Here is a 24944-nt window from a genome sequence, read left to right on the forward strand (position 1 = left end):
GTCCCGTCCGCGCCTCCGCGATGCAGGCGTCATCGTCGACCGGCATGGCGGCAGCGGCGTCGCAAAGTTGCAGATAAAGGATCACCTCCGGCGGCAGCGCGGCCACCTGCTCGGGCGACCCGCCCGAGCGCGACAGGTGCAGCGCATCCAGCAGGATGCCGACATTCCCGGCCCCCGAGAGCCGCGCCAGTTCGGCCGCGTTCTGGATGGTGGCAGCGGAACGCCAGCGCATGAACTCGATCGCCATGCTGATGCCATGCCCGGCCGCGATCTCGGCGATGCGGGCAAGGTTCTCGGCCGCGCGGCTGCGGTCGGGATCCTCGGACGTGATCTGCATCAAGGGCATCGACAGCTCTGCCGCCGTCTCGATCACCGGGGTCCATTCGCGCACATCGGTTTCGGGTGTCAGGGTAAAGACCTCGCCATCCAGAAAATCCACGCCCAGATCGGCGGCCAGCATCTTGAGATCGCCGATCAGCGCCCTGTCGCCGACGATCGGATGGGCCAGTTCCAGCCCATGCGGCGCGATCAGCCGCAATCCGGCCGAATCATAGCCCGCTGCGGCGGCGGCACGGACATGATCCAGCGGCGGGCAGCCCTGCACGGTCAGGTAGGCCAGCGAAAGTCGGTGATTTCCGAACATCTCCAACCCCCTCAATAGGTCGCGCGCCCGCCCGAGACGTCAAAGACGGCCCCGGTCGAGAAGGAACATTCCTCGGAGGCGAGCCAGGCCACCAGCGCCGCCACCTCGTCGGCGCGGCCCAGCCGGCCGACCGGGATCTTGGATGTGACATAGGCCCGGAACTCGGGCGTCAACTGCTGCATCATCTCGGTTTCGATCGCGGCGGGGGCGACGCAATTCACCCGGATGTCGGTCGTCGCCAACTCGCGGCCCACGGATTTCGTCAACCCGATCACCCCGGCCTTCGAGGCGGAATAGGCAACGGCATTGGGATTGCCTTCCTTGCCGGCGATCGAAGCGATGTTGATGATCCGGCCATAGCCGGTTTTCAGCATCTCGCGCACCGCCGCCTGGCAGCAATGGAACACCCCGGTCAGGTTCAGCCCGATAACGAAATCCCAGCCCTCCAGCGGGTATTCGGCGAATGGCGCAAGCGGCCCGTTATGGCCGGCGCTAGCGACGAGGATGCCGAGCGGGCCCATCTCGGCGACGACGCGGGAGGTTGCGGCCTGCACGGCCTCGCGGTCGGTCACGTCCACCGCATAGCCGCGCGCTCCGGGCAGTTCGGCCGCTGCTTCTTCGGCGCGCCCGGCATCCAGATCCCAGATCGCGACCTTGTGGCCCTGCTCGGCAAGCCGGCGGGCGATGGGCAAGCCAAGGCCTCCAGCCCCTCCGGTCACGATCGCGACGCGCGGCGTCTCGTGTCTGTGCATGAATTTTCCCTCCCTCGGGTCGTTCGCGGCTCATCATCCTTGACAAGCCGTCTAACTAACATCCTAGTAGCCTAAGTGGCGCGCGACGGGACCGCCTGTCAAGCGTGACCTGAGGAGGAGAGCGAATGGCACTGAAGGGGGGCGCGTTCCTGGCGATCTGGCATGACATCGCCGAAGGAGCGCATGAGAACTACATCGAATGGCACACGCGCGAGCATATGCCCGAACGGCTGTCGATCCCCGGTTTTCGCACCGGCAAGCGCCTGCATGATCCCGAGGCGGGGCGATATGTCTTTGGCACGATCTATGCCGGGGATGATGTCGAGGTGTTCCGCTCGCCCGACTATCTCGAGCGGTTGAACAATCCGACGCGCTGGACGGCCGAGGTCGCGCCCAGTTTCCAGAATTTCCTGCGCATCGCCTGCCGCCGCGTCGCCCATGCGGGCCGGGGTGATGGCGGCGCGATGGCGACCATCCGCTTTGCCTTCGCGGGGGACGCGCCCGAGGCGGCGCTGGAAAGCGGCGGACAGGCGCTGGTCGATGCGGTGCTGGCCCTGCCGGGCGTGGCCGCCGTGCATCTGGGCCTTGCCCGCTCCGAGGTTTCGGCCGTCCGCACGCGCGAGACCGAGATCCGCGCCGCGATGGCCGAGCCGGGCTTTGACGCGGTGCTGCTGGTCGAGGGATCGTCCCGGCCCGGCCTTGACGCCGCGCTTGACCGCGCGCGGGGGCTGGCGCTCGCGACCGGCGCGCTGGCGGGGGGCGAGGTCAATCTTTACGACGTGGCCTTCACCCTGACGTCGGAAGACATGGCGGGCGCGGCATGAGCCGGGTTCTGATCACCGGCGGCGCCGGGTTTCTCGGCGGCTGGATCCTGCGCGAACTGGCGGGGCAGGGCCATGTCATCCGCGTCTTCGACCGCTCGACCGACCGGCGCATCCTGCGCGAGATCGCGGGGGCCGAGGCCGAGCGCGTGGAATGGGTGCAGGGCGACATCACAGACGGGGCGGCCCTGCGCGAGGCCGCGCGGGACTGCGACACCATCATCCACCTTGCCGCGTTGTTGACGCCCGCTTGCAGGGACAATCCCGTGCTGGGCGCGCAGGTCAACCTGATCGGCACGCTGAACGTGTTTTCCGCCGCCAAGGCACAGGGCATTGCCCGCGTGGTCTATGCCAGCAGCGCCGCCGTCTTTGGTCCCGATGACGGCGCGGTGCCGCATCCGGTCACGCAATATGGCGCCTTCAAGCTGGCCTGCGAGGCCTCGGCCCGCGCCTGGTGGCTGGACGAGGGCATTGCCAGCATCGGTTTTCGCCCCACCGTCGTCTATGGACCGGGGCGTGAGGTCGGGCTGACCGCCGGCCCGACGCTGGCCTGCCGCGAAGCGGTGGCGGGGCGGCCCTATACGATCGGTTACTCGGGGCCGCAGGATCTGGTCTTTGTCGGCGATGTGGCGGCGGCCTTTGCCGCGGCCGCGCTGGCCACATATGAGGGCGCGCATGTCTTTCCGCTGACCGGCGGCACCGCTGACCTGCCCGAGATCGTCGCGGCGATCCGGGCGGAAGTGCCGGATGCCCGCATCGACTTCTCTGGTCCCGAGGTGCCGATGGCGCCTGAGATCCGCCCGGTCTCCTTCGCGCATCTTCTGGGTCCGGCCAGAAGGACGCCGCTGGCCCAGGGCATTGCCCGGACCGTCGCGCATTACCGCGCCATGGCGGAGGGGGTCAGTCCGCCCGCAGATAGCGCAGGATCATCTCTTTGATGGTCGCCAGCCGCGCCTCGACCCGGTCCTCGGCCAGCAATTCGCGGCCGAACAGGACTTCGAGCGTGTGGCGGTTCGAGACATAGGTGAAACCAAGGGCGGAGATCGAGATGTACAGATCCAGCACGTCGATACCGGGGCGGAACACGCCCTGTTCGACACCCCGGTCAAGGATGGTGCCAAGTTGATCCAGGATCGTTCGGTTCAACTCGGTCATGTTCTGCGTCCCCTTCAGATGGGAGGCGCCGTGCAGGTTCTCGGTATTGATCAGCCGGACAAAGCCCGGATGCTCGATGTAATAGCGGAAGGTGAACTCGACCAACCTCGAGATGGCCTCTGCGGGCCGGTCGGGGTCAAGCTCCAGCGCCGCTTCGGCGTTGCGGATGTCGGCATAGATGGCGCGCAGGGCGGCCAGGTAAAGCTCCTCCTTGCTGCCGAAATAGTGGTAGACCATCGCCTTGTTGGTATGCGCCCGATCCGCGATCCGGTCCACACGGGCACCGCCAAGCCCGAAGGTGGAAAACTCCTCGATCGCCGAATCAAGCAGCGCGCGGCGGCGCTTCTCGGGTGCGCGCTCGCCCGGGGAAACCTTGGTTTTTTCTTTCAAATCAATTCTGTCCGTCATGATATGGAACTCGTTTCCTAAGGCGAGAGGGCAGGATGACTGTAGCGTGGACGTTGACATTAACCAACTGGTTGATTAACACGGAGGAGCGAATGGAGGATTCGCCTGACATCACCGCCGCGGGCAGGGAAGCCCGCGCAATATCCCGAACAAAATTGTCAAAACTTCTGGGAGGAAGTATGTCTTTCAAGTTTTCGATCCGGGCCGCCGCGCTCGGGCTGGTGGCGGCGATGGGGCTGGCGGGCTTTGGTTCTGATGCCCGGGCCCAGACGCTGGAAAAGATCAAGGATGCGGGCGTGGTCCGCATCGGCGTCATGGGCGAACAGGCGCCATGGGGTTCGATCGACGCGAGCGGGCAGAATATCGGATATGACGTGGACGTGGCCCGGCTGATCGCCGAGGAACTGGGCGTCAAGGTCGAATTCGTGCCCGGCGCCGTCGCCGCCCGCATCCCGAACCTGCTGACCGGCAAGGTCGATCTGCAGATGGCGGTGATGGGCATGTATCCCGACCGCGCCAAGGTCGTGCAGTTCACCCAGCCTTATGCGGGCCTCAAGATCATCCTGCTGTCCAGCGCCAAGAACAAGATCGAGACGATCGAAGATGCGCGCAGCATGAATATCGGCGTGCCGCGCGGTGCGGCACAGGACACCGCGATCACCAAGCTGCTGGGCGATCTGCCGAATATCCGCCGCTTCGACGATGACAGCTCGACCATGCAGGCGCTGGTCTCCGGTCAGGTCGATGCCATCGGCGGCAACACCACCTACAAGATCAATCTCGACAAGGCCGCTCCGGGTAACGACTATGAACAGAAGGTGGTCTTCCAGGAGCAATGGATGGGCGTCGCAACCAAGCCCGGCGACAAGGAAATCAACGAGTGGCTGAACGCCTTCATCGAGAAGATCAAGGCCGACGGCCGGCTTGAAGCGATCAGCCAGAAATGGCTGGGCGAGCCTCTGCCGCAATTCCCCGCCTCGCTCGAGGGCGTGCCCTTTACCGCCCAGTAAGCGACCGGCCCGCGAGGGACGATGTGACGATGGCAGCCGCGCGGATGCGGCTGCCTGCCGACCGAACATGTGCGAAGGCTTGCAATGAAAAAGATCTATGTCCTGAACGGGCCGAACCTGAACCTGCTCGGCCAGCGCGAACCCGAGATCTATGGTCGCATCACCCTGGACCAGATCCGTGGCTGGTGCGAGGAGGACGCCGCCGAACTGGGGCTGGAGGTGGTCTTCCGCCAGTCGAATTTCGAGGGCGAGATCATCCAGTGGATCCATGAGGCGCGGACGGAAGCTGCCGGGATCGTCATCAATCCGGCCGGATATACCTTCACCTCGATCGCGATCCTCGACGCGCTCAAAACCTTTGACGGACCGAAGATCGAGCTTCACATCTCGAACGTGCATCAGCGCGAGGAGATCTATCACAAATCCCTGGTCTCGCGCACGGCCACGGCGGTCATGGCCGGCTTCGGAGCCTTCGGCTATCGGCTGGCGCTGCGCGCCATGAAGGAGTGGACCGAATGATCCGCATCGCATTGCTGGGCGCGGGGCTGATCGGGCGCGAACATGCCGCGCTGATCCAGGCCCATCCGGGGGTCGAACTGGCCGCGATCTGCGACCCCTCGCCCGAAGGGAAGGCGCTGGCCGGTGATCTGGGCGTGCCGCATTTCGCCGATTACACCGAGGCGCTGGACAGGGCGCGCCCCGATGGCGCGATCATCGCGCTGCCGAACCGCCTGCACGAGCCGGCCGCGCTGGCCTGCATCGAACGCGGCATTGCCTGCCTTGTCGAAAAGCCGGTGGCCGACACGGTGGCTGCGGGCACGCGCATCGCCGAGGCCTCCGAGGCGCGTGGTGTCCCGGTGCTGGTCGGGCATCACCGCCGCCACAGCCCCGACATCCGCGCCGCGAAGAAAAGCATCGCGGCGGGCGAGCTGGGCGATCTGGTCGCGGTGAACGGCATGACGCTGTTCGACAAGCCCGACGCCTATTTCCAGGCCGAATGGCGGCGCCAGCCGGGCGGCGGGCCGCTGCTCATCAACCTGATCCACGACATCGACGCCCTGCGCCATCTGATCGGCGAGATCGAGAGCGTGCGCGCCTTCACCTCATCGGCCACGCGCGGCTTCGTGGTCGAGGATACGGCCAGCATCGCCATCCGCTTCCAGAATGGCGTCCTTGGCAGCTTCGTCATCTCGGACGCGGCGGTCAGCCCCTGGGCCTGGGAATATTGCTCGGGGCAGGCGCTGTATCATCCCGCGCAACCGGGCCCCTGCCTGTTCATCGCGGGGCGCAAGGCGGCGCTTTCGGTCTCGGACATGTATCTGTGGCGTCATGCCGAGCAGGACCAGCACTGGCAGCATCCCCTGCTGCGCGAGCATCGGCCCGGCGACGGATCGCGCACCTATGTCAACCAGCTTGACCATTTCATCGCGGTGATCCGGCGCGAGGCCGAGCCTCTGATCACGGCCCGCGACGGTCTGGCCACCTTGGCCGCGACATTGGCGATCGAAACCGCCGCGCGCGAGGACCGCACCGTCACGCTGGATGAGATGCTGGGGCAGGCCGCGGAAAGGGCGGTGGCATGACCCGGGCGCTGTCGCTCTCCTTCCTGACCTGCCTCGGCGCCCCGCCCGAAGAGGCGGTCAGCGTCGCCGCCGCGACCGGATACGATTTTCTGGGTCTGCGGATGCTGCCCGCGGCTCCGGGCGGGATCGCCTTTCCACTGATGGAAGATGCCAGTCGCCGTCGCGCCCTGCGGCGGCAGATGGAGGACAGCGGGATCGGGATCTTCGATGTCGAGATGATCCGACTGGCCCCGGATTTCCGACCCGACCCCTTCCTGCCCTTCCTCGAGGCTTCCGCCGATCTTGGCGCGCGCGCCATTCTTGTCGCTGGCGATGACCCGGACGAGGGCCGGCTGACCGCGTCTTTCGTCGCGCTATGCGAGGCGGCGGCGCCCTTCGGCCTGACGGCCGATCTGGAATTCATGCCGCAATCGGACCTCGCCGATCTTGCGGCGGCGCTGCGGGTGCTCAATGCTGCGGGCCAGCCCAATCAGGGCGTGATCGTCGACACGCTGCATGTCTCGCGCGCCCGTGTCGCACCCTCGGCCATCGCGGCGATCCCGCGTCAATGGCTGCATTACGGCCAGATCTGCGATGGTCCTGCCGAGATCCCCGCCACGCGCGAGGCGCTGAACTTCGCGGCCCGGCACGAGCGTCTGCTGCCGGGCGACGGTGCCATCGACCTCACCGCGATCTTCGCGGCGCTGCCGCCCGACCTGCCGGTGGCGGTCGAAGTACCCAATGACCGGCAATCGGCGGGTATGACAGCCGAGGCATGGGCCCGGCGCGCGCGTCGCGCGGCGCTGGACGTGCTGGAACCGCAACCCGTGGGCAAGGAGTCCTGAGATGATCAGCAAGACAATCCGCGGCGAAAAGATCCCCGCTTTGGGCTTTGGCACCTTCGAACTGACCGGGCCCGAGGGCGAGGCGGCGATCCGCACCGCCATCGAGATGGGGTATCGCCAGATCGACACCGCCATCCGCTATGGCAACGAACGTGAGGTGGGCCGGGCGATCCGCGCTTCGGGCGTGGCGCGGGACGAGCTTTTCGTGACCACCAAGATCTGGTTCGACAATCTCGCACCCGAGCAGGTCCATGCCCGCGTCGGCGAAAGCCTGGACCGGCTGGGGCTGGAACAGGTCGACCTGCTGTTGGTCCATTGGCCGACGCGCGATGTGCCGCTGGGCGAGACGCTGGCCGCCTTTGCCGAGGAGCGGGCCAACGGTCGCACCCGGCTGATCGGGGTCAGCAACTTCACCGTGGCCCTGCTTGACGAGGCGCTGGATGTCCACAAGGCGGATCTGTTCTGCAACCAGGTCGAATACCACCCCTACCTGTCGCAGGAAAGGCTGCTGACCCGGATGCGCCGCGCCGACATGCTGCTGAACGCCTATCAGCCCATCGCGCGCGGCAAGGTCTTCCAGTCCGACCTGCTGAAGGCGATCGGGGCGAAATACGGCAAATCCGCGGGACAGGTCACGCTGCGCTGGCTGGTCCAGCAGGATCATGTCGGCGCGATCCCGCGTTCCTCCCGGCCCGAAAACATGCGCGCCAATCTGGAGATCTTCGATTTCGAACTGGAGGAGGAGGACATGCGCGCCATCCACGGGCTTGCGCGGGGCGAGAGGTTCTCGCGCTTCGATTGGGAGCCGGAATGGGACACGTAATCCGTCAGACCGCAGAGGGAGGGGCAGATGACACTTGATTTCAGCGTGGTGGCGAATGCCTGGCAAGCCCTGCTTTACGGGGTCATGGGCACGATGCTGCTGGCGGTGTTCGGCATGGCGCTCGCGATGATCATCGGCGTGCTGGGCGTGGCGATCCTGCGCGCCCAGATGCGGGTTCCCAGCTTTCTGGTGACCGCCTTTGTCGAGATCATCCGCAATACCCCGTTCCTCGTGCAGATCTATTTCATCTTCTTCGCCCTGCCGCTGGCCGGCATCCGCCTGAACCCCACCATCACCGCAATCCTTGCGCTGGGGCTGAACGGCGGCGCCTACGCCATCGAAATCATCCGGGGCGGTGTGGAAAGCATCTCGAAGGGGCAGACCGAGGCCGGGCTGGCGCTGGGTTTGCACCGGGGTGAAGTGTTTCGCCTGATCGTGCTGAAACCGGCGCTGAAGGCGATCTATCCCTCGCTCTCCAGCCAATTCATCCTGCTGACGCTGACCACGGCGATCTGCACCTCGATCTCGGCCTATGAGCTTACCTCGGTCGGCCAGCGCATCGAGGCCGAGACCTTCCGCAGCTTCGAGGTCTATTTCACGCTCACCATGATCTATCTGGTGATCTCGCTGATCACGATGTGGGCGCTGGCGGCCATCGGCAAGCGTGCTTTCAACTATCCCGACCGCTGAGGAGGACGACATGGGAATGCAAGAGCTTACCTATCTTCTCCAGGGTCTTGGCTGGACGCTGATCCTGACGGCCATGGGTTTTCTGGGCGGGATCGTCTTTGGCGTCGTTGTCGCGCTGATGCGGGTGTCGTCGCGGCCATGGCTGCGCTATCCGGCCATTGCCTGGATCGGGCTGTTCCAGGGCACGCCGCTGCTGATGCAGCTTTTCGTGGCCTATTTCGGTCTGCCGCTGTTGGGCTTCGACGTGCCGGCCTGGGCGGCGGTCGGCTTCGCGCTGACCGCGCATGCCTCGGCCTTTCTGGGCGAGATCTGGCGCGGGGCCATCCAGGCTGTGCCGAAAGGCCAGACCGAGGCGGCAAACGCGCTTGGCCTGCATGCGCGCAGCCGGATGTTCGACGTGATCGTGCCGCAGGCCTTCAAGCTGTCGCTGCCGGCCACCGTGGGCTTCCTCGTCCAGCTTCTCAAGGGCACGTCACTGGCCGCCATCGTCGGCTTCATCGAGTTGGCGCGGGCCGGGGTGATCGTCTCGAACCAGATCTACAAGCCGCTGGTCGTCTTCGGCGTCGTCGGCGTCATGTACTTTGTCATATGCTGGCCGCTTTCGCTTTATGGCCGCTACCTCGAGCGTCGCATGTCGGCCGGCGTCTCGAAATAAGGGAGGATTCAGATGGAGCAGTCTCAGCAGGGCGGCGCCCCGATGATCGAGATGCGCAAGGTCGAGAAATGGTATGGCGACTTCCATGCGCTGAAATCCGTGGACCTGACCGTCAGGAAGGGCGAAAAGATCGTCCTGTGCGGGCCATCCGGTTCGGGCAAGTCGACCCTGATCCGATGCATCAACCACCTCGAAACCATTCAGGACGGTGAGATTGTCGTCTCGGGTCATCGCCTGAATGACAGCCAGAAGGCCGTCGATGCGGTCCGGCGCGAGGTGGGCATGGTCTTTCAGCAGTTCAACCTGTTCCCGCACAAGACCGTGCTGGAGAACTGCATTCTGGCCCCCATGCGGGTGCGCAAGCTGTCGCGCGCCGATGCCGAGGCCACGGCGCGGCGCTATCTGGACCGGGTGCGGATCGGCAATCAGGCCGACAAATATCCCGCGCAGCTTTCCGGCGGGCAGCAGCAGCGGGTCGCCATCGCGCGGGCGCTCTGCATGGAGCCGAAGGCGATGCTCTTTGACGAACCCACCTCGGCGCTCGACCCCGAGATGGTCAAGGAGGTGCTGGATACCATGATCGGTCTGGCCCGCGACGGCATGACGATGATCTGCGTCACGCATGAGATGGGCTTCGCCCGGCAGGTCGCGGATCGGGTGATCTTCATGGCCGATGGCGAGATCGTCGAGGAGAACGACCCCGACACCTTCTTCCGCAATCCCCAGCACGAGCGCAGCCGCGCCTTTCTGGGCGAGATCCTGGCGCATCACTGAAACGACAGACGCATCGGCCAACAGGGCCGGTGCGCCTCAAGCCCGTCGCGGCCATCGTCATTCCGTCTTGGTATCCGCGCCGCCCCGGATCAAATGCTCGCGGAGTTTCCCCGAGATCCAGTCGACGATGAAGACCATGACAATGATGAGGATGATGATCGACCATGCCTCGTCCCAGCGAAAGGCCTTGATCCGGTCCGACAGCAGGAAGCCGATGCCACCCGCCCCGACGATGCCAAGGATGGTCCCCGAGCGCACGTTCGACTCGAAGTTGTAAAGGGTGATCGACATCAGCACCGGCACCACCTGCGGCAATACGCCGAAACGGATGGATTGCGGGCGCGAGCCGCCGGCGGCGGTAACACCCTCGACCGGTTTTTTCGAGATATTCTCGATCGCCTCGGCGTAAAGCTTGGCAAGGACGCCGATTTCACCCACCGCGATGGCAAGAACCCCCGCCAGCGGGCCAAGGCCGAAGGCGCGGATGAAGATCAGGGCAAGAATCAGCGTCTCGAACGAGCGGATCACGTCAAAGCCGCGCCGGATGCCAAAGCGCAAAAGTGGCAGCCGGTTGATGTTGCCCGCGCCAAGAAAGGACAGGGGCAGCGCCACCATCGCGCCAAGGATCGTCCCGAGGAAGGCGATGGAAAGCGTCTCGCCGAGGTCCCGGGCAATCTCGCCCAGCTCGCGCAGGTCGAAGCCGACATGGGGCGGCAACATGAAGGACAGCACCTCGCCCAGCCGTCCGAAGCCTTGCCAGAGCCTGAGCGGCGTCGCGTCGAAATCCCACAGGCACCACAGGAACAGCGCGGCGGGCAGGGCCAGCGCCAATGCGCGGCGGCGGCGGGTCGCGGGATCGGGACCGAAGGCCGCGGGATGGGCTTTGCGCAGGGCGGCGATGGTTTTCTCGTCCGGTATGTGGGGATGCTGCATCAGATCGCCTCCAGCCCGATGATGCGGTGGCGCAGCTTTTCCGAGGCCCAGTCGATCAGAAAGACCGTGGCCAGGATGATGAGGAAAAGCGCAGAAAGGTCGGTATATTCCTGCAGGCTGACGGCAGTGCGCAGCTCCTCGCCCAGCCCGCCCGCGCCGACATAGCCGATGATCGAGGACGAGCGGACATTTATCTCGAAGCGCAGCAGCGTGTAGCTGAGCGTATTGGGCAGGACTTGTGGCACGACACCATAGCGGATCTGGTCGAACCATGTGCCGCCCGCGGCGCGCACGCCCTCGACCGGGCGCATGTCGATATTCTCGTTCGCTTCCGAATAGAGCTTGCCCAGCGATCCGGTGCTGTGGAGCGCGATGGCCATGACCCCGGCCAGCGGCCCGATGCCGAAGCAAAAGACGAAGATCAGCGCGAAGACGATCTCGGGGACGGTGCGGGCGATTTCCAGATAGCGTCGGGTCAGCCACCGCACCCAGCCGGAGGGCGCGAGGTTGCGGGCGGCCGGAAAGGACAGGATGAACCCGCCCGCCACGCCCAGCACCGTCGCCATGAAGGCGATCAGCACGGTCTCCAGCAGCAGCTCCGCCCAGATCTGCCAGCGCCAGAACCAGTGCTGCAGATCCTGCGGCAGGGTCGACAGGCCAAGCTGGGGAATGGTCTTTTCGACATAGTCGCCGAGGCGGGGCAGGCCCGCGCCCAGCAGCCAGCGCTCGCCCCGGCTGCCATCGGGTAGGGTGACCTGCGTTACCTGAAAGAAGTTCGCAAGCTTGGCGGTCAGGGCAAGAGCCGCCAGCAAAAGCAGCGCCGTGATCCAGAACTGCCGTCGCTGGCGTCTGCGATGCAGGTCGAAGGCGCGCTGGAAGCTGGCGAGGCTTGCGGGGGGTGCATTCGCGCTCATGGGGCTATCCTGAAAATGGATACGCCGCCCGCATGGCGCGGGCGGCGCGGGACGGCTCAACTGCGGCGCTGTGCCTTCAGCCAGTCGCGCATGTCGATGATCCACTGATAGCGGGAATGGTCGACCTCGATATAACCTTCGGCGACCGAGGTATCGCCGCCGGTGATTGCCTTGAAGGCGGCAGGGTCGGCCTCGGGCGCGGCCAGATAGGCGGCCCGGATCGCGTCGATCAGATCGGCGGGCAGGTTCGACCGCGCCGTCACCGGACCGTTGGTGATCTCGGGCGAGGTCCAAATCGTGCAGACCGCGCCCGCCTCGATCATGCCCTTGGTGACCATGCGCTGCGGAATGCCGTCCTTGCCCTCGAGATCCGAGATATAGGTGGCGGCGGCGTCGAACTGACCTGCGACGACGCCCTGCACGCCCGCCTCGTGGCTGCCCGAGAAGGGCGTGGCCCCGAAATAGCTGCGCGGATCGAAGCCCTGCTGGACCAGATTGTAGAAGGGCACCGCATAGCCCGAGGTGCTGTCGGGATCGGCAAAGGCCACGACCTTGCCCTTCAGATCCTCGAGCGTTTTCAGCGGGCCGTCGCAGCGCGTCGTGATGACCGAATAATAGCCGGTCGCACCATTCGCTTCGCGCGTCGCCAGAAGCGGCACGACCCCGCCATTCGTTTCGGTATAGGCTGCGGCATAGGCCGAGGAGCCGATCGAGGCGACCTCGATCTGGTCGGCGGCCAGCGCCTGGATGATGCCATCATAGCTGCCCGCGGTGAACAACTCGACCTCGACGCCAAGAGTCCGCTCCAGATAGTCCTTCCACGGTTCATAGCGTTTCATCCGGTCCGCCTCGTTCTCGGCCGAGGAGATGCCGATGCGGATGATGCGGTAATCGTCCTTCCACCCGTCGGCGAACGCGGGTGCGAGAGGCAAGCCGGTGACGGTCGCCGCGAAAAGCGCGGCGCTGATGTGGTTGCGCATGTGGTGTTCCTGGGATCAGGCCGGGACGCGAATGCGTGCGGCGGTTGAGGTGACAGTCTCGTCTATGGGGCCAAGCCCGATGTCGCCGTAAAGGTCGCGGACGACATCCGGGGTCAGCTGGGACGGCGTGCCATCGAACATCAGCCGCCCGGTCCGCATCGCCACGATGCGATCGGAATAGGTCCGGGCGGTGTCGAGCGTATGCAGGTTCACGATGACGGTGATCCCGTCCTCGCGATTGATGCGGCGCAGCGCGTCCATGACGCGCGACGCGTTGCCGGGATCGAGGCTGGCGATGGGTTCGTCCGCCAGCAGGATGCGGGGATGTTGGACCAGCGCACGGGCGATCGCCACGCGCTGCTGCTGTCCGCCCGACAGCGTGCCGGCGCGTTGCAGGGCGCGCGGCGCAAGGCCCAACCGATCCAGCGCAAGGACCGCTTCGGCCCGTTCGGCATCCGAAAACCGCATCGCCATCGACGAAAGGAAGCCGTGATCCGCAACCTTTCCGATCAGCACATTGGTCAGCACGTCCAGCCGTTCGACCAGATTGAACTGCTGGAAGATCATCGCGCATTCCGACCGCCAGCGCCGCAGCGCGCGGCCGCGAAGCGTCGTGATCTCGGTTTCGCCCAGCCGGATCACGCCCGAGCTTGGCTCGGCCATACGGTTGATCAGCCGCAGCAGCGTCGATTTGCCCGCGCCCGAGGGACCGATGACGCTGACAAACTGCCCTTGCGGGATCCGCAGGCTGACATCGTCCACCGCGCTGGTCTCGCCGAAGGCCCGGCTCAGCCGCTCAAGGATAAGGTCTTGCTGTGTCATGGGTCGATCCTGCCGGTTGTTTGCAACGCGGGAAATTCATTCGGATGAATTTTATGCGACACAGAGCGCGGCATCCGCTGCGGCACCCGCGATGCGGCCATCGGAATAGATCACGCGCCCGCCCCGCAATGTGGCCGCGACATGGCCGCAGCCATCCGGGTCGGCGATGACCAGATCGGCGCGCTTGCCGACCTCGATGGCACCGCGGTCGTGCAGCCCCAGCGCAAGGGCGGCATTGGCGCCGCAAAGCCGCGCTGCGCCCGGCAGGCCCGCGGGATCGCTCCGGGCCAGCTCCAGCAGCGCGGGCAGCATGGCCGAGGGGTGGTAATCCGCCGCAAGGATGTCCAGCGCGCCCTGCCCATGCGCCTCGCGCGCGGAAAGGTTGCCGGAGTAGCTTTCGCCGCGCAGCGCGTTCGGCGCGCCCATCGCCGTCGCAAGGCCAAGCTCGCGCGCCTTGGCGGCCGCGTCCAGCGTCACCGGAAATTCGCTGATGGTGACGCCAAGCCCCGCCATCAGCGCGACCTTTTCCACGGTGTCGTCGTCATGGCTGGCCATCGCGATCCCGTGCCGGCGGCAGGTCTCCGAGATCGCGGCAAGCGTCGCGGTCAGTTCCTCGGCCGGGCGGGTGCGGTCGGCGATGCGGCGGGCGACGCTGGCCTCGGCCTCGTCCCGGCTCAGGTTCTTTTCCCGCGCGGTTCGCGCGATCACCCGTTCGATATCGCGATACTGGCCCTGTCCGGGCGTGTGATCGGTCAGCGAGATCAGGTCGACGGCGGCATCGCGGATCAGCGCCTCGATGACGCCAAGCGCGTTCGGAAAGGTGATCTCGAACCGAGCATGGACGCGGTGATCGACCAAGAGGTCGCCGCGCATGGCCTTGAGGCCCCGGATGACGCTGCTGGTATGCTCGAAACTGCGCAGGTGTCCGTAGGTCGAGCTTGGGCTGAACGAAAGCGCCGCATAGGCGGTGGTGATGCCGCAGCCCGCCAGCTTGCGGTCAAGGTCGCGCAACCCCAGTTCCAGCGGCATGCGGACCTGCGGGCGCGGCTCGATCTCGCGCTCGATCATGTCGCCATGCATGTCGATGAAGCCGGGCAGAAGCAGCATCCCCCGGCCGTCGATGGCGGCGCCAGCGACAGGATGGGGCAGGATCTCGGCGATCATCCCGTCTTCGATCCGCAACGCGCCGGATTCCAGCACCGCATCGGGCAGGACCACCCGGAAGTTACTGATCCACATGGGCTTTCTCCATCCTTGAAAGATCGATTTCCGCATCGACCAGCCCGGCGACATCGCCGGGATGGTGGAAAACGCCGATCATGGCGACGCCCTGGGATTTCAGCTGCCCCAGCCGGCGCACCAGCGCCGCCCGCGCGCCCGCGTCCAGCGAGGCTGTGGGCTCATCCAGCAGCAGCAACCGCTGCGGCAGGATCAGGGCGCGGGCAAGGTTCACCTTCTGCTGCTCGCCCCCCGAGAAGGTCGAGGGATAGGCCGCCCAAAGCTCGGGCTTCACCCCGAATTCGGACAGCCAACGCCGGGCCTCGTCCAGCGCGCGGTCATGCGGCTCTCCGGCGATGCGCAGCGGCTCAGCCACGATCTCCTCGGCGGCGACGCGGGGGCGGGCGATCAGGAATTGCGTGACGAAGCCGATCTCGCGCCGCCGGAGAAGCGCGATATCCACATCCGCGGCCCGCGCCAGATCGAAGCGGCCCTCGGGCGTGTTCAGCCAGACATGGCCGCCTTTGGGGCGATAGCTGCGGTAAAGCGTGCGCAGCAGCGTGGATTTCCCGACGCCGTTATGGCCGCGCAGCAGCAGGAAGCGGCCGGGATGGACCGAGAAGCTGACATCGTGGAAGGCCGCCAGCCGCTGGCCCAGATGGTGCATGTCGAAATGCTTCGAAAGGTTCTCGACCTCAAGGACGGGCGTGCCGGTCATCGTCTCCTCACAGTTTCGCATGGACAAGGGCCTGGGTGTAGGGGTGCTGCGGGTCCTGGAAGATCTGGTCGGCCAGCCCTTCCTCGACCACGCGGCCACGGCGCATGACCATCACCCGGTCAGCCATGGTGCGGATCACGCCCAGATCGTGGCTGACAAGGACCATGGTGATGGCGCGGTCGCGCTGCAGGCGCTTCAGCGTGTCGAGCACCAGCGCCTGCACCGAGACATCAAGCCCGGTCGTCGGCTCGTCCAGCAGCAGAAGCGCCGGTTCCAGCGCGATGGCCTTGGCCAGCTGCACGCGCTGCTGCATCCCGCCCGACAGTTCGATCGGGGGCGCGTCCATCCGCTCCAGCGGAAACTCCGAGGCGGAGAGCGCCTCGCGCCCGCGCGCCCTGAGTTCGGCGAAGCGGCGCTCGCCCGCGATCAGCAGGCGCTCGGCCACGTTCCCGGAGGACGAATTGCGCATCAGCAGCCCCAGATGCGGGTTCTGGTAGACGATGCCGATATGGCGGGCGCGCAGCATCCGCCGGGCATAGCGGTCCAGATCGAAGAGGTTGCCCTCGGCACCCGGGATCGACAACCGGTAGTCGCCGAGGTCGGGCCGGTCCTCAAGGTTCATCATCCGCAGCAGCGTCGATTTACCCGAACCGGACTCGCCCACAATCCCCAGCACCTCGCCCGGATAGACCGTGGCAGAGACATCGCGAAGCGCCTGCACCGCGCCAAAGCTGTGCGAGATGCCCTCCATGCGCAGGATCGGCGGCGCGGTCATCAGGCGGGGCGCGTCAAGGCGGTCTTGCAGCGCGGCGCTCATTCCCCCACCTCCGTCATCCGGCCGTCCCGATACCAGGTCGGGGCGATCGTGGCGGCCTCGCCCTCGGCCCGGCGGATCGCCTTGATGCCAAGGTTGCTGTCGGAAAGCTCATGCGCCGAACTTCCGTCGGCCTGCGGGATCTCGTTCATGAAGAAGCCTTTCAGCCCCGAGCGGTGGCAGGTCAGCGCGGCGTGATCCTCGACCTTGTAGGGGATGTCGGAGAACACCAGCGGCTCGACCCGGGTATGGGGCGGGATGGCGAAGACGCGTTTCTCGCGCCCCGCCGACAGGAAGGTCAGGTGCCGGGCCATGTGCATCTTGGGCACGTCCCAGCGTGGAATGGGCGAGGGCGTCATGACATGGCGGCCATTCACCAGCGCCGGATAGGACGCGCCCTGCATGATCCGGCCGGACCGGACCAGTTGCTCATAGAGGATCAGCCACATGCGCCCGTAATCGGCATCGGCATGCATCTGGCGCGCGACCGAGATATTCGGCTCGACCGGGCGCAGCGGCTCGGGGTTCGGCACCTGAAGGACAAGGATCTGGTCGTCGCGCATCCTTTCCTCGGGAATGCGGTGGCGGGACTGGATGATGGAGGCCTCGCAGGTGTCCCAGGTCTCGCGCGCGCCGGATACGCGGGACAGGAACTGCCGGATCGAGACCGCATTGACGCTGTCATCCGCGCCCTGGTCGATCACCTTCACGACCGAGGCCGGGTTAACCAGCGTCAGCGTCACCTGAAGCCCGCCGGTGCCCCAGCCGCGCGCCATCGGCACCTCGCGGCTGGCATAGGGCATCTGGCAGCCGGGCACCGCGATGGCCTTCAGCATCTTGCGCCGCATCTCGCGCTTGGCCGAGCCGTCGAGGAATCCATAGCTCATCGCGGCCCAGGGCCGGGTCAGTTCGGAAAGCGCGGTCATTCGGCAGGCTCCTCGACCTTGGGGGCAGGCTGGGCGTTCGCAGCCCGGGCGGCATCGCGGATCGCATCCAGCGAGGATTGGAAGGTCACGTAATGCGGCAGCTTGAAATGGATGCAGAAGCCCGAGGCCTCGACGGGTTCGGTGTGGTAAAGGAAGAACTCCTCCTCGACCGGAGAGCCTTTCGCGGCGCCGGGGGCGTTCAGGTCCAGTGTCGCGGCCGAGATCGTCTTGACCTCGTTCCAGCCCAGCGTCGCGGCAAAGCCAAGGCGGATGCCCTTGCTTTCCTTGGCGATCACCTCGGCCTGGCTGACGCGGACGCGACCGGCGGAAAAGACCGTGCCGCAGGGATGGACCACCTGAACCTCGGCCTCGGCCAGCCGCAGCTCGTTCACGGTCGGATGCGCGTTGCCATAGCCTCGCATCGCGGAATAGCCAAGCGCCAGAACCCCTCCGGTATCGGCGCGGGCAAGGCTTTGCAGGGTATGGGCGCGGGGCGCGGGAAACAGCAGCGGTTCCCGCGTGACGTCGGGGATGTCCTCGGGCGCGACCTCGGCGCGAGGCTTCGTCTCGAGCAGCCCCTGCGCGCGCTGCCAGTCGGCCAGCGAGGGGTGATGCGCGGGGGCTGGATGATCGGCGGGGGTCACCGGCGCGGGCACCGCCGCGCGATCCTCGAGCACACCGGTTTCGAGAATGCGGTGCGAATAATCCAGCGTCGGGCCAAGGATCTGGCCGCCGGGAATATCCTTGAACGCGGCCGAGATGCGGCGATGGGTGAACAGCCCCTCCTGCCGGACCGGGCGCGCCACCGCGATGCGCGGCTGGGTCGAGCGCCATGCCCGCAGCAGCAGCACGGTTTCGTAAAGATCCCCGCCGGTCTGGCTCAGTGCCAGCGCGGCCAGTTCCGGCTCGTAAAGCGAGGCCTCGCCCATCACGCGGTCAACCAGCATCGGCAGCGCCTCGGCCACGCTTTCGACACGGGCTTTGTCGATGCGGCCCAGCTTGGCGCGATAGAGGCGTTCGGACTGGGCGATTGCGCGTTCGCCCCCCCGGGTTGCGACATAGGCCATCAGAGCACCTCGATCATGGTTGAGCGCGGCAGGCCCAGCACCCGGCGACCCTCGACCAGAAACAGGTCGAAGCCGGCCGGATAGGCGATACGGCGATTGCGGGTCCGCCAGAAGGCGGCGGGCAGGTCGGTGGCGACCTCGCGCACCGTCTCGATCCCCGGCCCGGTCAGGCGAAGGCGGGTCGGCCCGGCAAGCGCGGCAGCGGCGATCAGCGTCGCACCCTCGTCGGGATAAAGCGCCGACCCGGTCCGCGCCTGCGCGGCGGCGCTGGCATTGCCCGCTGCGGTCCCTGCGAAAAGAAGCTCGGCCTGCCCGATCGCGGCGGGCTTGGCCCCGCAGCGTTCCAACACCGGGATAAGGTCGGCGTCATCGGTCCAGACCGGAGTTTCCAGATCGGCCAATGCCTGTGCGATGCCGGGGAAGCCGGGTTCCGGCAGGGTCCGCACCTCACCGGGGCGGGACAGCGCCCACATCAGCGCCTCGAAGGTCGCATTGTCTTGGGTTTCCTGAAGATCGGGGGCCAGCATCAGAAGGTCTCCATTTCGACCCGCGTGGCTTCGACGGCGCAAAGCGTGGCGCGGTCCTCGGCGGCCTGAGCCATGGTTTCGACAAGAAGGAAGGCGGCGATGGCCTGTGCCTCGATCCCGGCATCCAGCGCCAGGTCGATGACCGCCATGGCCATGGCCCGCTCCAGATCGCGGCCGACGATCATGCCATAGCCCTGATGCCCGCCGTGGCGCAGATGGGCTTCGGAAACCAGCACCTCGCCCAGATGGAAATCGGTGTCCTCGACCGTGTCGCGCATGGGCAGCAGCACAAGGCCGGTGCGGCTTTGCAGCACCTCGGGCGCGCCCAGATGCGGCAGCAGGCTTTCGGCCAGCGGCTTCAGCCTCTCGGCCGGGGCACGTGCCAGCACCTGCAGATTCTGGCCATGCGCCATCGGTCCCCCTTTCGCGGGGGGTGCATTCTGATCAAACATCGCTTGTCCTTTGTCTGTCGCTGGCCGGGGCGCGAGGGGGCCGCGCCGCAGGCCCTGTCTAGTCTGCGGCGGAGGGTTCTTCGGACTGATCCTCGAAGGTGAATCTCACGCGGTCGGCGGCCCAGATCCCTTCGGAATGGGCCAGCGGCCGGCGCGCCGCATCCACGTCCGTCTTGCGCACGACCAGCACCGGCTGGGCGGGATGCTGGTGCAGCATCGCCGATTCCTCGGGTTCGGCCCGGCGCGACAGGATCGTGGTGGAGTGGCGGAAATAGTCGTCGATGCCGTAATGTCGATAGATCTCGGTGATCGAGAGGCCCGCCCGGCGCATCGCCGGAAGCTCGGGAAAGCGGGCGGCTTCGTGATAGGAATAGCCGATGCTGATCGGCACCCCATCCGCCTCGCCACGGCTGCAGAGGCGGTGGACAGCGGTTTCGGGGGCGAGGTCCAGCGCCTTCGCGACCGAGCGGGGGGCGGGGCCGATGATCGCCTCGATCACCGCGCCACCGGGCACGACGCCCTGCTGGCGCAGGTTCTGGCGAAAGCGCACGCGCTGGCCGATATGGTATTCGATCAGCGGCGCGTCCTCGACAAAGGTGCCGCGACCCTGCTCGACGCGCAGCTTGCCTTCGATCGACAGTGCCTCGATCGCGCGGCGGATCGAATGGCGGCCGGCGCCGAACATGCTGCACAATTCCGGTTCGGTTGGTAGCCGCTCACCCGGTCGCATCCGCCCCTCGACGATCCGTGTCGAGATTTCGCGGTGGATTGCCTGCCAGTTCTCGCGGCCCATGGACGTCCCCAAATTCATCCGAACGAATCCGTTCTAGCTTGGGTTTGTGACGTGACGATGAAGTCGTGGGGGAAGCTCAATTCGAGAGAACGGGTCTGCTGCGATGGCCGGGCAACCGCGCGTTCCTCCGTTTCGGAACCCCAAGCACCGGACGGAGCGTTGTAATCCCCGAGAGAAGCCGAACGCCCATCGGGGACACCTGCCATGATCCGAGTCAGCACCGCAGTCGGATGCTTCGCCATGATCTGCCTTTCTTCCTGCGGCACGCCGCAAGAGCGGTGCGAGAGAGCCGTTTCCGCGGAATACACCCAGGTTTCGCGCCTGCTGGCCGAGGTGCAGGCGAATATCGCCCGGGGTTATGCGTGGGAAAACGAGGTCAGCGACGGTGTCGGCTTAAGCCTCTGCGCAGGGGGATTTGACGGAGGCGGATGGGGCTGGGGAGGCGTGGGATTTGGCACATGCTATGGCGATACGAATGTCGTCAGGAAACGCGTGCCGATCGACCCCGCCGCCGAGATGCGCAAACGCGACGCGCTGCAAGCGCGGCTAGAAGTGCTCTCTACCCGAGGGACGGCTGCCTGCATTGCAAGCCCTGGCCAAGCCAGCTGAATTGATCTGAGAGCCATTCGTCTCAAATCCGGCGAAAGGGTCGCTGACCCCGCACTCATGCCCCAAGCACGCGCGGGCCCCAAGCCGGAAAAAGCACTTTTCCATCTTGTGCGGTGACTTGCGCGAAGGCCTGTGCCAGCTTGGGCGCAGGAAGGGAAATGGTCTGACAAGCCGAATACCCGGATCCGCAGGACAAGATCGTCCGTCAAACGATGTCCTCCCCATACAGATTGCAAGCGCGGCAAGGCGAAATCTGGCGCCTTTTTGTCCGCCGGGCCCTTGTGGCCCGTATCCGCAGCCTTCCCTGCGGCCTTGTTCTGCATGCGGATCCGCTACAGGAACGGAGACAATATGGCGAAGATCTCGCGCCTCAAGAAGGAACTTTCGGCCCAGCATGTGGGGCTGGTGCTGTTCGACACGCTGAATGGCTATCTGCACTCGGATGACCCCCGCAAACAGGCTTTCCTGTCCGAGAACAACATCCTGCCCAATATGCAGCAATTGCTGTCCGGGGCGCGTGCTGTCGGCATGACGACCTTCTATCCCAGCGGGATGCACGGCGCCAATCATGTCGACTGTGTCGAGCGGCTGACCGATACCGATATGGAACTGAATCCGTCTCCGACGACTCCGATCCTGCCCCGCTTCAAGAAGGGCAGCTGGGAGGTGCAGATCCCTGAGGAGATCGCGCCGCTGGATACGGATGTGATCATTCCGAAAAACCGCTGGAACGCCTTCCATGCCACCAATCTTGAGCTTCAGATGCGTGTGCGCGGCTTGGACACCATCATCATTGCGGGCGGCTCGACAGATGTGGGCATCGCCAGCACGGTTTTTGCGGCGCGGGACATGGATTGCGGCATCGTGGTGGTGCGGGACGCCTGCTATTCGACGCGCGGCGGCAACCATGATTTCTTCATGGATCGCGTTTTTCCCCGGATGGGTCGCGTCATGTCCGTAAAGGACACGGTCGCCCTAATGACCGCCTGAGGAGGGGGACATGATTGCGAAAGCAGCCTTGACGGTTGCGATGCTGGCCTGCGCCGGTATGGCACAAGCGCAGGATGGGGCCGAATTCTTCAACGGCAAGACCGTAACCTATGTCGTCGCCACCGAACCCGGCGGCGGTTATGACACCAACGGCCGCCTGGTCGCCGAGTTCATGCAGAAACACCTGCCCGGATCGACCTTCGTGGTGCGCAACATGCCGGGCGCAGGTCATATCATCGGCGCGAACTATATCTATGGGTCGGAACCTGACGGGCTGACCATCGGCACCTTCAATACCGGGCTGATCTATGGCCAGATCGTCGGGGATCCGGGCATCAGGTTCGACCTGACCAAATATTCGTGGGTGGGCAATATTGCCTCGGACCCGCGGGTGATCGTCACTTCTGCGCAGTCGAGCATCAAGGATTTCGAGAGCCTTCAGGCGCTCGACGAACCCATCCGCTTCGGCGGAGGCGGCGTGACAAGTGCTGCGACGGTCGAGACGATCCTGCTGGCCCGCGCGCTTGATCTGAAGATCGACGTGATCACCGGCTATAATGGCAATGAGACCGAAATGGCGATGCGCCGGGGCGAGATCATGGGTGTGTTGAACCCGCGCTCGTCGCGCGAGGTCTTCGTGAATGACAGCCACGGCCAGTTTTTGCTGCAGTTCGGAGGCAAGAATGCCGATGTGCCGCAGGCCCGGGACGTGATCACCGATCCGGCGGCACAAAGCGCGCTGTCGCTGATCGAGGTGCAGGGCACCATCGCACGCCTGACCGCCGCGCCGCCCGGTGTGCCCGCCGACCGGCTGGCTGCGTTGCAGGACGCCTATCTCGCCGCGACCCGCGATCCCGAGTTTCTGGAGCGTGCTGCAGCATTGCGACTGCCGGTCGAGCCCCGGATCGGGGACGAGGTCGGGCATGCGATCAGCGCCGCGCTGGATCAGCCTGAGGATGTCACCAACATGCTGAAGGCGGCGCTGCTCCGCTGACGGCAACAAAAACAACAGCGGAATTACACTACGCCTTTACAATCAGTTGGGAGGAGTTCTTGTGAAAATCGACCGCAATATGCTGCTGTCTCTGACCATGGCGCTCTGGGCGGCAGTCCCCGTGCAATCGAGCGCCGAGGTGGGTCCGGAATTTTTCGATGGAAAGACGATCAACTTCATCATCGGGACCGAGCCGGGTGGGGGTTACGATATCTATGGCCGGCTGGTGGCCGAATACATGCAAAGGCATCTGCCCGGATCGACGATCGTGCCGCGTAACATGCCGGGGGCGGGTCACATCATCGGGACGAATTTTATCTATGCGTCGAAGCCCGACGGGCTCACCATCGGCACTTTCAATACCGGGCTGATCTATACGCAACTTGCAGAGGAAGGTTCCGCCAAATTCGATCTGGGCAATATGTCCTGGATCGGCAAGGTTGCCTCGGATCCTCGCGTGCTCATGGTCACCAAGGAATCCGGCATCGAGACGCTGGACCAGCTGATGGCCCTTGAAACACCAATCCGCTTTGCGGGCGCGGGGGTGGGGTCGGGCTCAGTTGCGGAGACCCGGCTGCTGATCGAGGCGCTGGATCTGCCGGTCGATCTGATCACGGGATATAATGGCGGGGATGATCAATTGGCGATGCGCCGCGGCGAGGTGCAGGGCCTTCTGGCATCGCGGTCTTCGGTCGAAGACTTTGCGCGGGACACCGGCGCGATCTTTGTGGCGCAGGTCGGGGGCGACGATCCAAACGTCCCGCAACTCGGCAACAAGGTGAATGGCGAGATGGCCGAGCGCGCCATTGCCCTGATCGACTCACAGGTCAGCGTCGTGCGTCTCGTGGCTGGTCCGCCCGATATTCCCGCCGATATACTGGGCGTACTGCAGAATGCTTTCGAGGCCGCCGTGACGGACGAGGCTTTTCTTGAACGCGCCGAGACGCTTGGCCTGCCGGTCGATCCGCTGGTGGGCGAGGATGTGGCGATAGCCGTCCGCGAGGCGTTGGATCAGCCCGCCGAGATGGTCGATCTGGTCAAGTCGGTCATGCGCTGATCTTGGTGACGGGATCAGGACCTTCTGGTCCTGTCACGCCGCGAGCCGCTGGATCCGGTCCTCCAGCAGGGCCAGAAACTCATAGACCTTGCGCGGGACGAAGCGGCTGCGCGGATAGAATGCCTTGATCGTCCGTTCCGGCAGGATGCAATCCTCAAGCAGCGCGATCAGGGTGCCCTGCCGCAGTTCGTCGGCCACGTTATAGCGCGGCAGGCGGGCGATCCCCGTGCCCTCGATCGCGGCCAGCCGTATGGCGCTTTCGATGTTGGACCGGAATGACCCGTCCACCATCAGTTCCAGATCCTGATCGCCATGGCGCATGGTCCACAGCGCCGGGCTGCCCCGCTGCTTGACATGGATCAGGCAATTATGTGCCAGCAAATCCTGCGGCACCCGAGGGTGGCCATGCCGGGCCAGATAAGCAGGTGTGGCGCAGATGACATGAGGGACGGATCCCAGCTTGCGTTCGAAGACTCCGCTGGCGAAGAACTTGTCCTTGTCGAAATCCCGACTGCCAATGACGATATCTGCACCGCTTTCGTTCAGTCCGGCGGAATAGATGCTGAAATTCAGCTCGACCCGGATGTTGGGAAACTTCCGCGTATATTCGGCCGAGGTCTGGACGATCAACGCCTGCCCGATCCCCGGAGTGCTGTGAATCCGCAGGGTGCCGATCAACTCGTCCGATACCGCGCCCGCATCGGCCTTGGCGGCTTCGAGGTCGCCCAGGATGCGCAGGCAATGGTCAAAGAATATCCCGCCCGCATCGGTCAGTTGCAGGTGATGGGTGGAGCGCTGCAAGAGTGAGACTCCAAGTGCGGTTTCCAGAGCCGTCAGGTGTTTGCTGATATGGGAAGGAGACTTCCCCAACTGCTTTGCCGCCATGCTGAGGCTGCCGTTCTGGACGACCCGGACAAAGATCACGATATCATCCAGCCGTGCATCCCCGCCCGCAGATTTTCTGTTCAAGGTCATGTGCGCTTGTGAAATCC

30 protein-coding genes are annotated in these 24944 nt (G+C 65.4%); 14 read left to right on the top strand and 16 right to left on the bottom strand.

What is annotated here, in order from left to right; translation table 11 throughout:
* Nucleotides 1-643: sugar phosphate isomerase/epimerase family protein (locus VNQ78_RS00810; RefSeq protein ID WP_325685584.1), on the bottom strand; the 643-nt coding region annotated here is incomplete at its 3' end.
* Between the two features lie 11 nt (nt 644-654).
* Complete coding sequence (locus tag VNQ78_RS00815) at nt 655-1395, bottom strand: SDR family NAD(P)-dependent oxidoreductase (RefSeq protein ID WP_325685586.1); 741 nt, start codon at nt 1393-1395, stop codon at nt 655-657.
* A gap of 125 nt (nt 1396-1520) precedes the next feature.
* On the opposite strand from VNQ78_RS00815, the gene VNQ78_RS00820 reads away from it, so the two are divergent.
* Both VNQ78_RS00820 and VNQ78_RS00825 read left to right on the top strand, forming a co-directional pair.
* Nucleotides 1521-2219, top strand: a complete 699-nt coding sequence (locus VNQ78_RS00820) for a hypothetical protein (RefSeq protein ID WP_325685588.1) — start codon at nt 1521-1523, stop codon at nt 2217-2219.
* Nucleotides 2216-3154, top strand: a complete 939-nt coding sequence (locus tag VNQ78_RS00825; protein WP_325685590.1) for an NAD(P)-dependent oxidoreductase — start codon at nt 2216-2218, stop codon at nt 3152-3154. The genes VNQ78_RS00820 and VNQ78_RS00825 overlap by 4 nt, the downstream gene beginning before the upstream one ends.
* Here the strand turns inward: VNQ78_RS00825 and VNQ78_RS00830 are convergent.
* Nucleotides 3117-3779, bottom strand: coding sequence for a TetR/AcrR family transcriptional regulator (locus VNQ78_RS00830; RefSeq protein WP_325685592.1), 663 nt, complete (start codon nt 3777-3779; stop codon nt 3117-3119). The genes VNQ78_RS00825 and VNQ78_RS00830 overlap by 38 nt on opposite strands.
* A 179-nt stretch (nt 3780-3958) precedes the next feature.
* Here VNQ78_RS00830 and VNQ78_RS00835 point away from each other — a divergent pair, with 179 nt between their 5' ends.
* From VNQ78_RS00835 to VNQ78_RS00870, 8 genes are all read left to right on the top strand, one after another.
* Entirely contained in the window at nt 3959-4789 is an 831-nt protein-coding gene (locus VNQ78_RS00835; RefSeq protein WP_325685594.1) for a transporter substrate-binding domain-containing protein, read from the top strand.
* An 84-nt stretch (nt 4790-4873) separates the two neighbouring features.
* Nucleotides 4874-5308, top strand: a complete 435-nt coding sequence (gene aroQ / locus VNQ78_RS00840; protein ID WP_325685596.1) for a type II 3-dehydroquinate dehydratase — start codon at nt 4874-4876, stop codon at nt 5306-5308.
* Nucleotides 5305-6372: a Gfo/Idh/MocA family oxidoreductase gene (locus VNQ78_RS00845; RefSeq protein WP_325685598.1), complete on the top strand. Its 1068-nt coding sequence runs from the start codon at nt 5305-5307 to the stop codon at nt 6370-6372. The genes aroQ and VNQ78_RS00845 overlap by 4 nt, the downstream gene beginning before the upstream one ends.
* Nucleotides 6369-7196 carry a sugar phosphate isomerase/epimerase family protein gene (locus VNQ78_RS00850; protein ID WP_325685600.1) on the top strand — a complete coding sequence of 276 codons (828 nt, stop codon included), beginning with the start codon at nt 6369-6371 and terminating at the stop codon, nt 7194-7196. Before VNQ78_RS00845 ends, VNQ78_RS00850 begins: the two co-directional genes overlap by 4 nt.
* Before the next feature lies 1 nt (nt 7197).
* Complete coding sequence (locus VNQ78_RS00855; RefSeq protein ID WP_325685602.1) at nt 7198-8019, top strand: aldo/keto reductase; 822 nt, start codon at nt 7198-7200, stop codon at nt 8017-8019.
* A 27-nt stretch (nt 8020-8046) separates the two neighbouring features.
* The gene (locus tag VNQ78_RS00860) at nt 8047-8709 is read left to right on the top strand and encodes an amino acid ABC transporter permease (protein WP_325685604.1); all 663 of its coding nucleotides are present in this window, start codon (nt 8047-8049) and stop codon (nt 8707-8709) included.
* 10 nt (nt 8710-8719) lie between these two features.
* Nucleotides 8720-9364, top strand: a complete 645-nt coding sequence (locus tag VNQ78_RS00865; RefSeq protein ID WP_325685606.1) for an amino acid ABC transporter permease — start codon at nt 8720-8722, stop codon at nt 9362-9364.
* A gap of 12 nt (nt 9365-9376) precedes the next feature.
* A complete protein-coding gene (locus tag VNQ78_RS00870; RefSeq protein ID WP_325685608.1) occupies nt 9377-10138 on the top strand; it encodes an amino acid ABC transporter ATP-binding protein in 762 nt (253 codons plus the stop codon).
* A 57-nt stretch (nt 10139-10195) separates the two neighbouring features.
* On the opposite strand, the gene phnE (VNQ78_RS00875) is transcribed toward VNQ78_RS00870, so the two are convergent.
* From phnE (VNQ78_RS00875) to phnF, 12 genes are read right to left on the bottom strand one after another with little or no spacing between them, the layout of a single operon-like run.
* Nucleotides 10196-11071: a phosphonate ABC transporter, permease protein PhnE gene (phnE, locus tag VNQ78_RS00875; protein WP_325685610.1), complete on the bottom strand. Its 876-nt coding sequence runs from the start codon at nt 11069-11071 to the stop codon at nt 10196-10198.
* On the bottom strand, nt 11071-11985 hold the full coding sequence (gene phnE, locus VNQ78_RS00880) for a phosphonate ABC transporter, permease protein PhnE (RefSeq protein ID WP_325685612.1): 915 nt from the start codon (nt 11983-11985) through the stop codon (nt 11071-11073). Before phnE (VNQ78_RS00880) ends, phnE (VNQ78_RS00875) begins: the two co-directional genes overlap by 1 nt.
* Before the next feature lie 56 nt (nt 11986-12041).
* Nucleotides 12042-12965: a phosphate/phosphite/phosphonate ABC transporter substrate-binding protein gene (gene phnD / locus VNQ78_RS00885; protein WP_325685614.1), complete on the bottom strand. Its 924-nt coding sequence runs from the start codon at nt 12963-12965 to the stop codon at nt 12042-12044.
* Between the two features lie 15 nt (nt 12966-12980).
* Nucleotides 12981-13787 carry a phosphonate ABC transporter ATP-binding protein gene (gene phnC, locus VNQ78_RS00890; RefSeq protein WP_325685616.1) on the bottom strand — a complete coding sequence of 269 codons (807 nt, stop codon included), beginning with the start codon at nt 13785-13787 and terminating at the stop codon, nt 12981-12983.
* Nucleotides 13788-13838: 51 nt separating this feature from the next.
* The gene (locus tag VNQ78_RS00895; protein ID WP_325685618.1) at nt 13839-15026 is read right to left on the bottom strand and encodes an alpha-D-ribose 1-methylphosphonate 5-triphosphate diphosphatase; all 1188 of its coding nucleotides are present in this window, start codon (nt 15024-15026) and stop codon (nt 13839-13841) included.
* The gene (locus VNQ78_RS00900; RefSeq protein WP_325685620.1) at nt 15013-15723 is read right to left on the bottom strand and encodes a phosphonate C-P lyase system protein PhnL; all 711 of its coding nucleotides are present in this window, start codon (nt 15721-15723) and stop codon (nt 15013-15015) included. Before VNQ78_RS00900 ends, VNQ78_RS00895 begins: the two co-directional genes overlap by 14 nt.
* 7 nt (nt 15724-15730) lie before the next feature.
* On the bottom strand, nt 15731-16540 hold the full coding sequence (locus VNQ78_RS00905) for an ATP-binding cassette domain-containing protein (RefSeq protein ID WP_325685622.1): 810 nt from the start codon (nt 16538-16540) through the stop codon (nt 15731-15733).
* Nucleotides 16537-17463: an alpha-D-ribose 1-methylphosphonate 5-phosphate C-P-lyase PhnJ gene (locus tag VNQ78_RS00910; RefSeq protein ID WP_325685624.1), complete on the bottom strand. Its 927-nt coding sequence runs from the start codon at nt 17461-17463 to the stop codon at nt 16537-16539. The genes VNQ78_RS00905 and VNQ78_RS00910 overlap by 4 nt, the downstream gene beginning before the upstream one ends.
* A complete protein-coding gene (locus VNQ78_RS00915; RefSeq protein ID WP_325685626.1) occupies nt 17460-18530 on the bottom strand; it encodes a carbon-phosphorus lyase complex subunit PhnI in 1071 nt (356 codons plus the stop codon). The genes VNQ78_RS00910 and VNQ78_RS00915 overlap by 4 nt, the downstream gene beginning before the upstream one ends.
* Complete coding sequence (gene phnH / locus VNQ78_RS00920; RefSeq protein WP_325685628.1) at nt 18530-19057, bottom strand: phosphonate C-P lyase system protein PhnH; 528 nt, start codon at nt 19055-19057, stop codon at nt 18530-18532. The genes VNQ78_RS00915 and phnH overlap by 1 nt, the downstream gene beginning before the upstream one ends.
* On the bottom strand, nt 19057-19509 hold the full coding sequence (locus tag VNQ78_RS00925) for a phosphonate C-P lyase system protein PhnG (protein WP_325685631.1): 453 nt from the start codon (nt 19507-19509) through the stop codon (nt 19057-19059). Before VNQ78_RS00925 ends, phnH begins: the two co-directional genes overlap by 1 nt.
* Nucleotides 19510-19567: 58 nt before the next feature.
* Nucleotides 19568-20320: a phosphonate metabolism transcriptional regulator PhnF gene (gene phnF, locus VNQ78_RS00930; protein ID WP_325685633.1), complete on the bottom strand. Its 753-nt coding sequence runs from the start codon at nt 20318-20320 to the stop codon at nt 19568-19570.
* Between the two features lie 186 nt (nt 20321-20506).
* On the opposite strand from phnF, the gene VNQ78_RS00935 reads away from it, so the two are divergent.
* From VNQ78_RS00935 to VNQ78_RS00950, 4 genes are all read left to right on the top strand, one after another.
* Nucleotides 20507-20911, top strand: a complete 405-nt coding sequence (locus VNQ78_RS00935; protein WP_325685635.1) for a hypothetical protein — start codon at nt 20507-20509, stop codon at nt 20909-20911.
* Nucleotides 20912-21262: 351 nt separating this feature from the next.
* Nucleotides 21263-21901 (top strand): isochorismatase family cysteine hydrolase, encoded by a 639-nt coding sequence (locus VNQ78_RS00940; RefSeq protein ID WP_325685637.1) that lies wholly within the window; start codon nt 21263-21265, stop codon nt 21899-21901.
* Between the two features lie 10 nt (nt 21902-21911).
* Nucleotides 21912-22895 (top strand): Bug family tripartite tricarboxylate transporter substrate binding protein, encoded by a 984-nt coding sequence (locus tag VNQ78_RS00945; RefSeq protein ID WP_325685639.1) that lies wholly within the window; start codon nt 21912-21914, stop codon nt 22893-22895.
* 61 nt (nt 22896-22956) lie between these two features.
* Nucleotides 22957-23952 (top strand): Bug family tripartite tricarboxylate transporter substrate binding protein, encoded by a 996-nt coding sequence (locus tag VNQ78_RS00950; protein ID WP_325685641.1) that lies wholly within the window; start codon nt 22957-22959, stop codon nt 23950-23952.
* Between the two features lie 33 nt (nt 23953-23985).
* Here the strand turns inward: VNQ78_RS00950 and VNQ78_RS00955 are convergent, their stop codons facing one another.
* Nucleotides 23986-24921: a LysR family transcriptional regulator gene (locus tag VNQ78_RS00955; protein ID WP_325685643.1), complete on the bottom strand. Its 936-nt coding sequence runs from the start codon at nt 24919-24921 to the stop codon at nt 23986-23988.
* Nucleotides 24922-24944: the final 23 nt, after the last annotated feature.

The sequence above is a fragment of the Paracoccus sp. (in: a-proteobacteria) genome, from assembly GCF_035556475.1.
Lineage (GTDB): Bacteria > Pseudomonadota > Alphaproteobacteria > Rhodobacterales > Rhodobacteraceae > Paracoccus.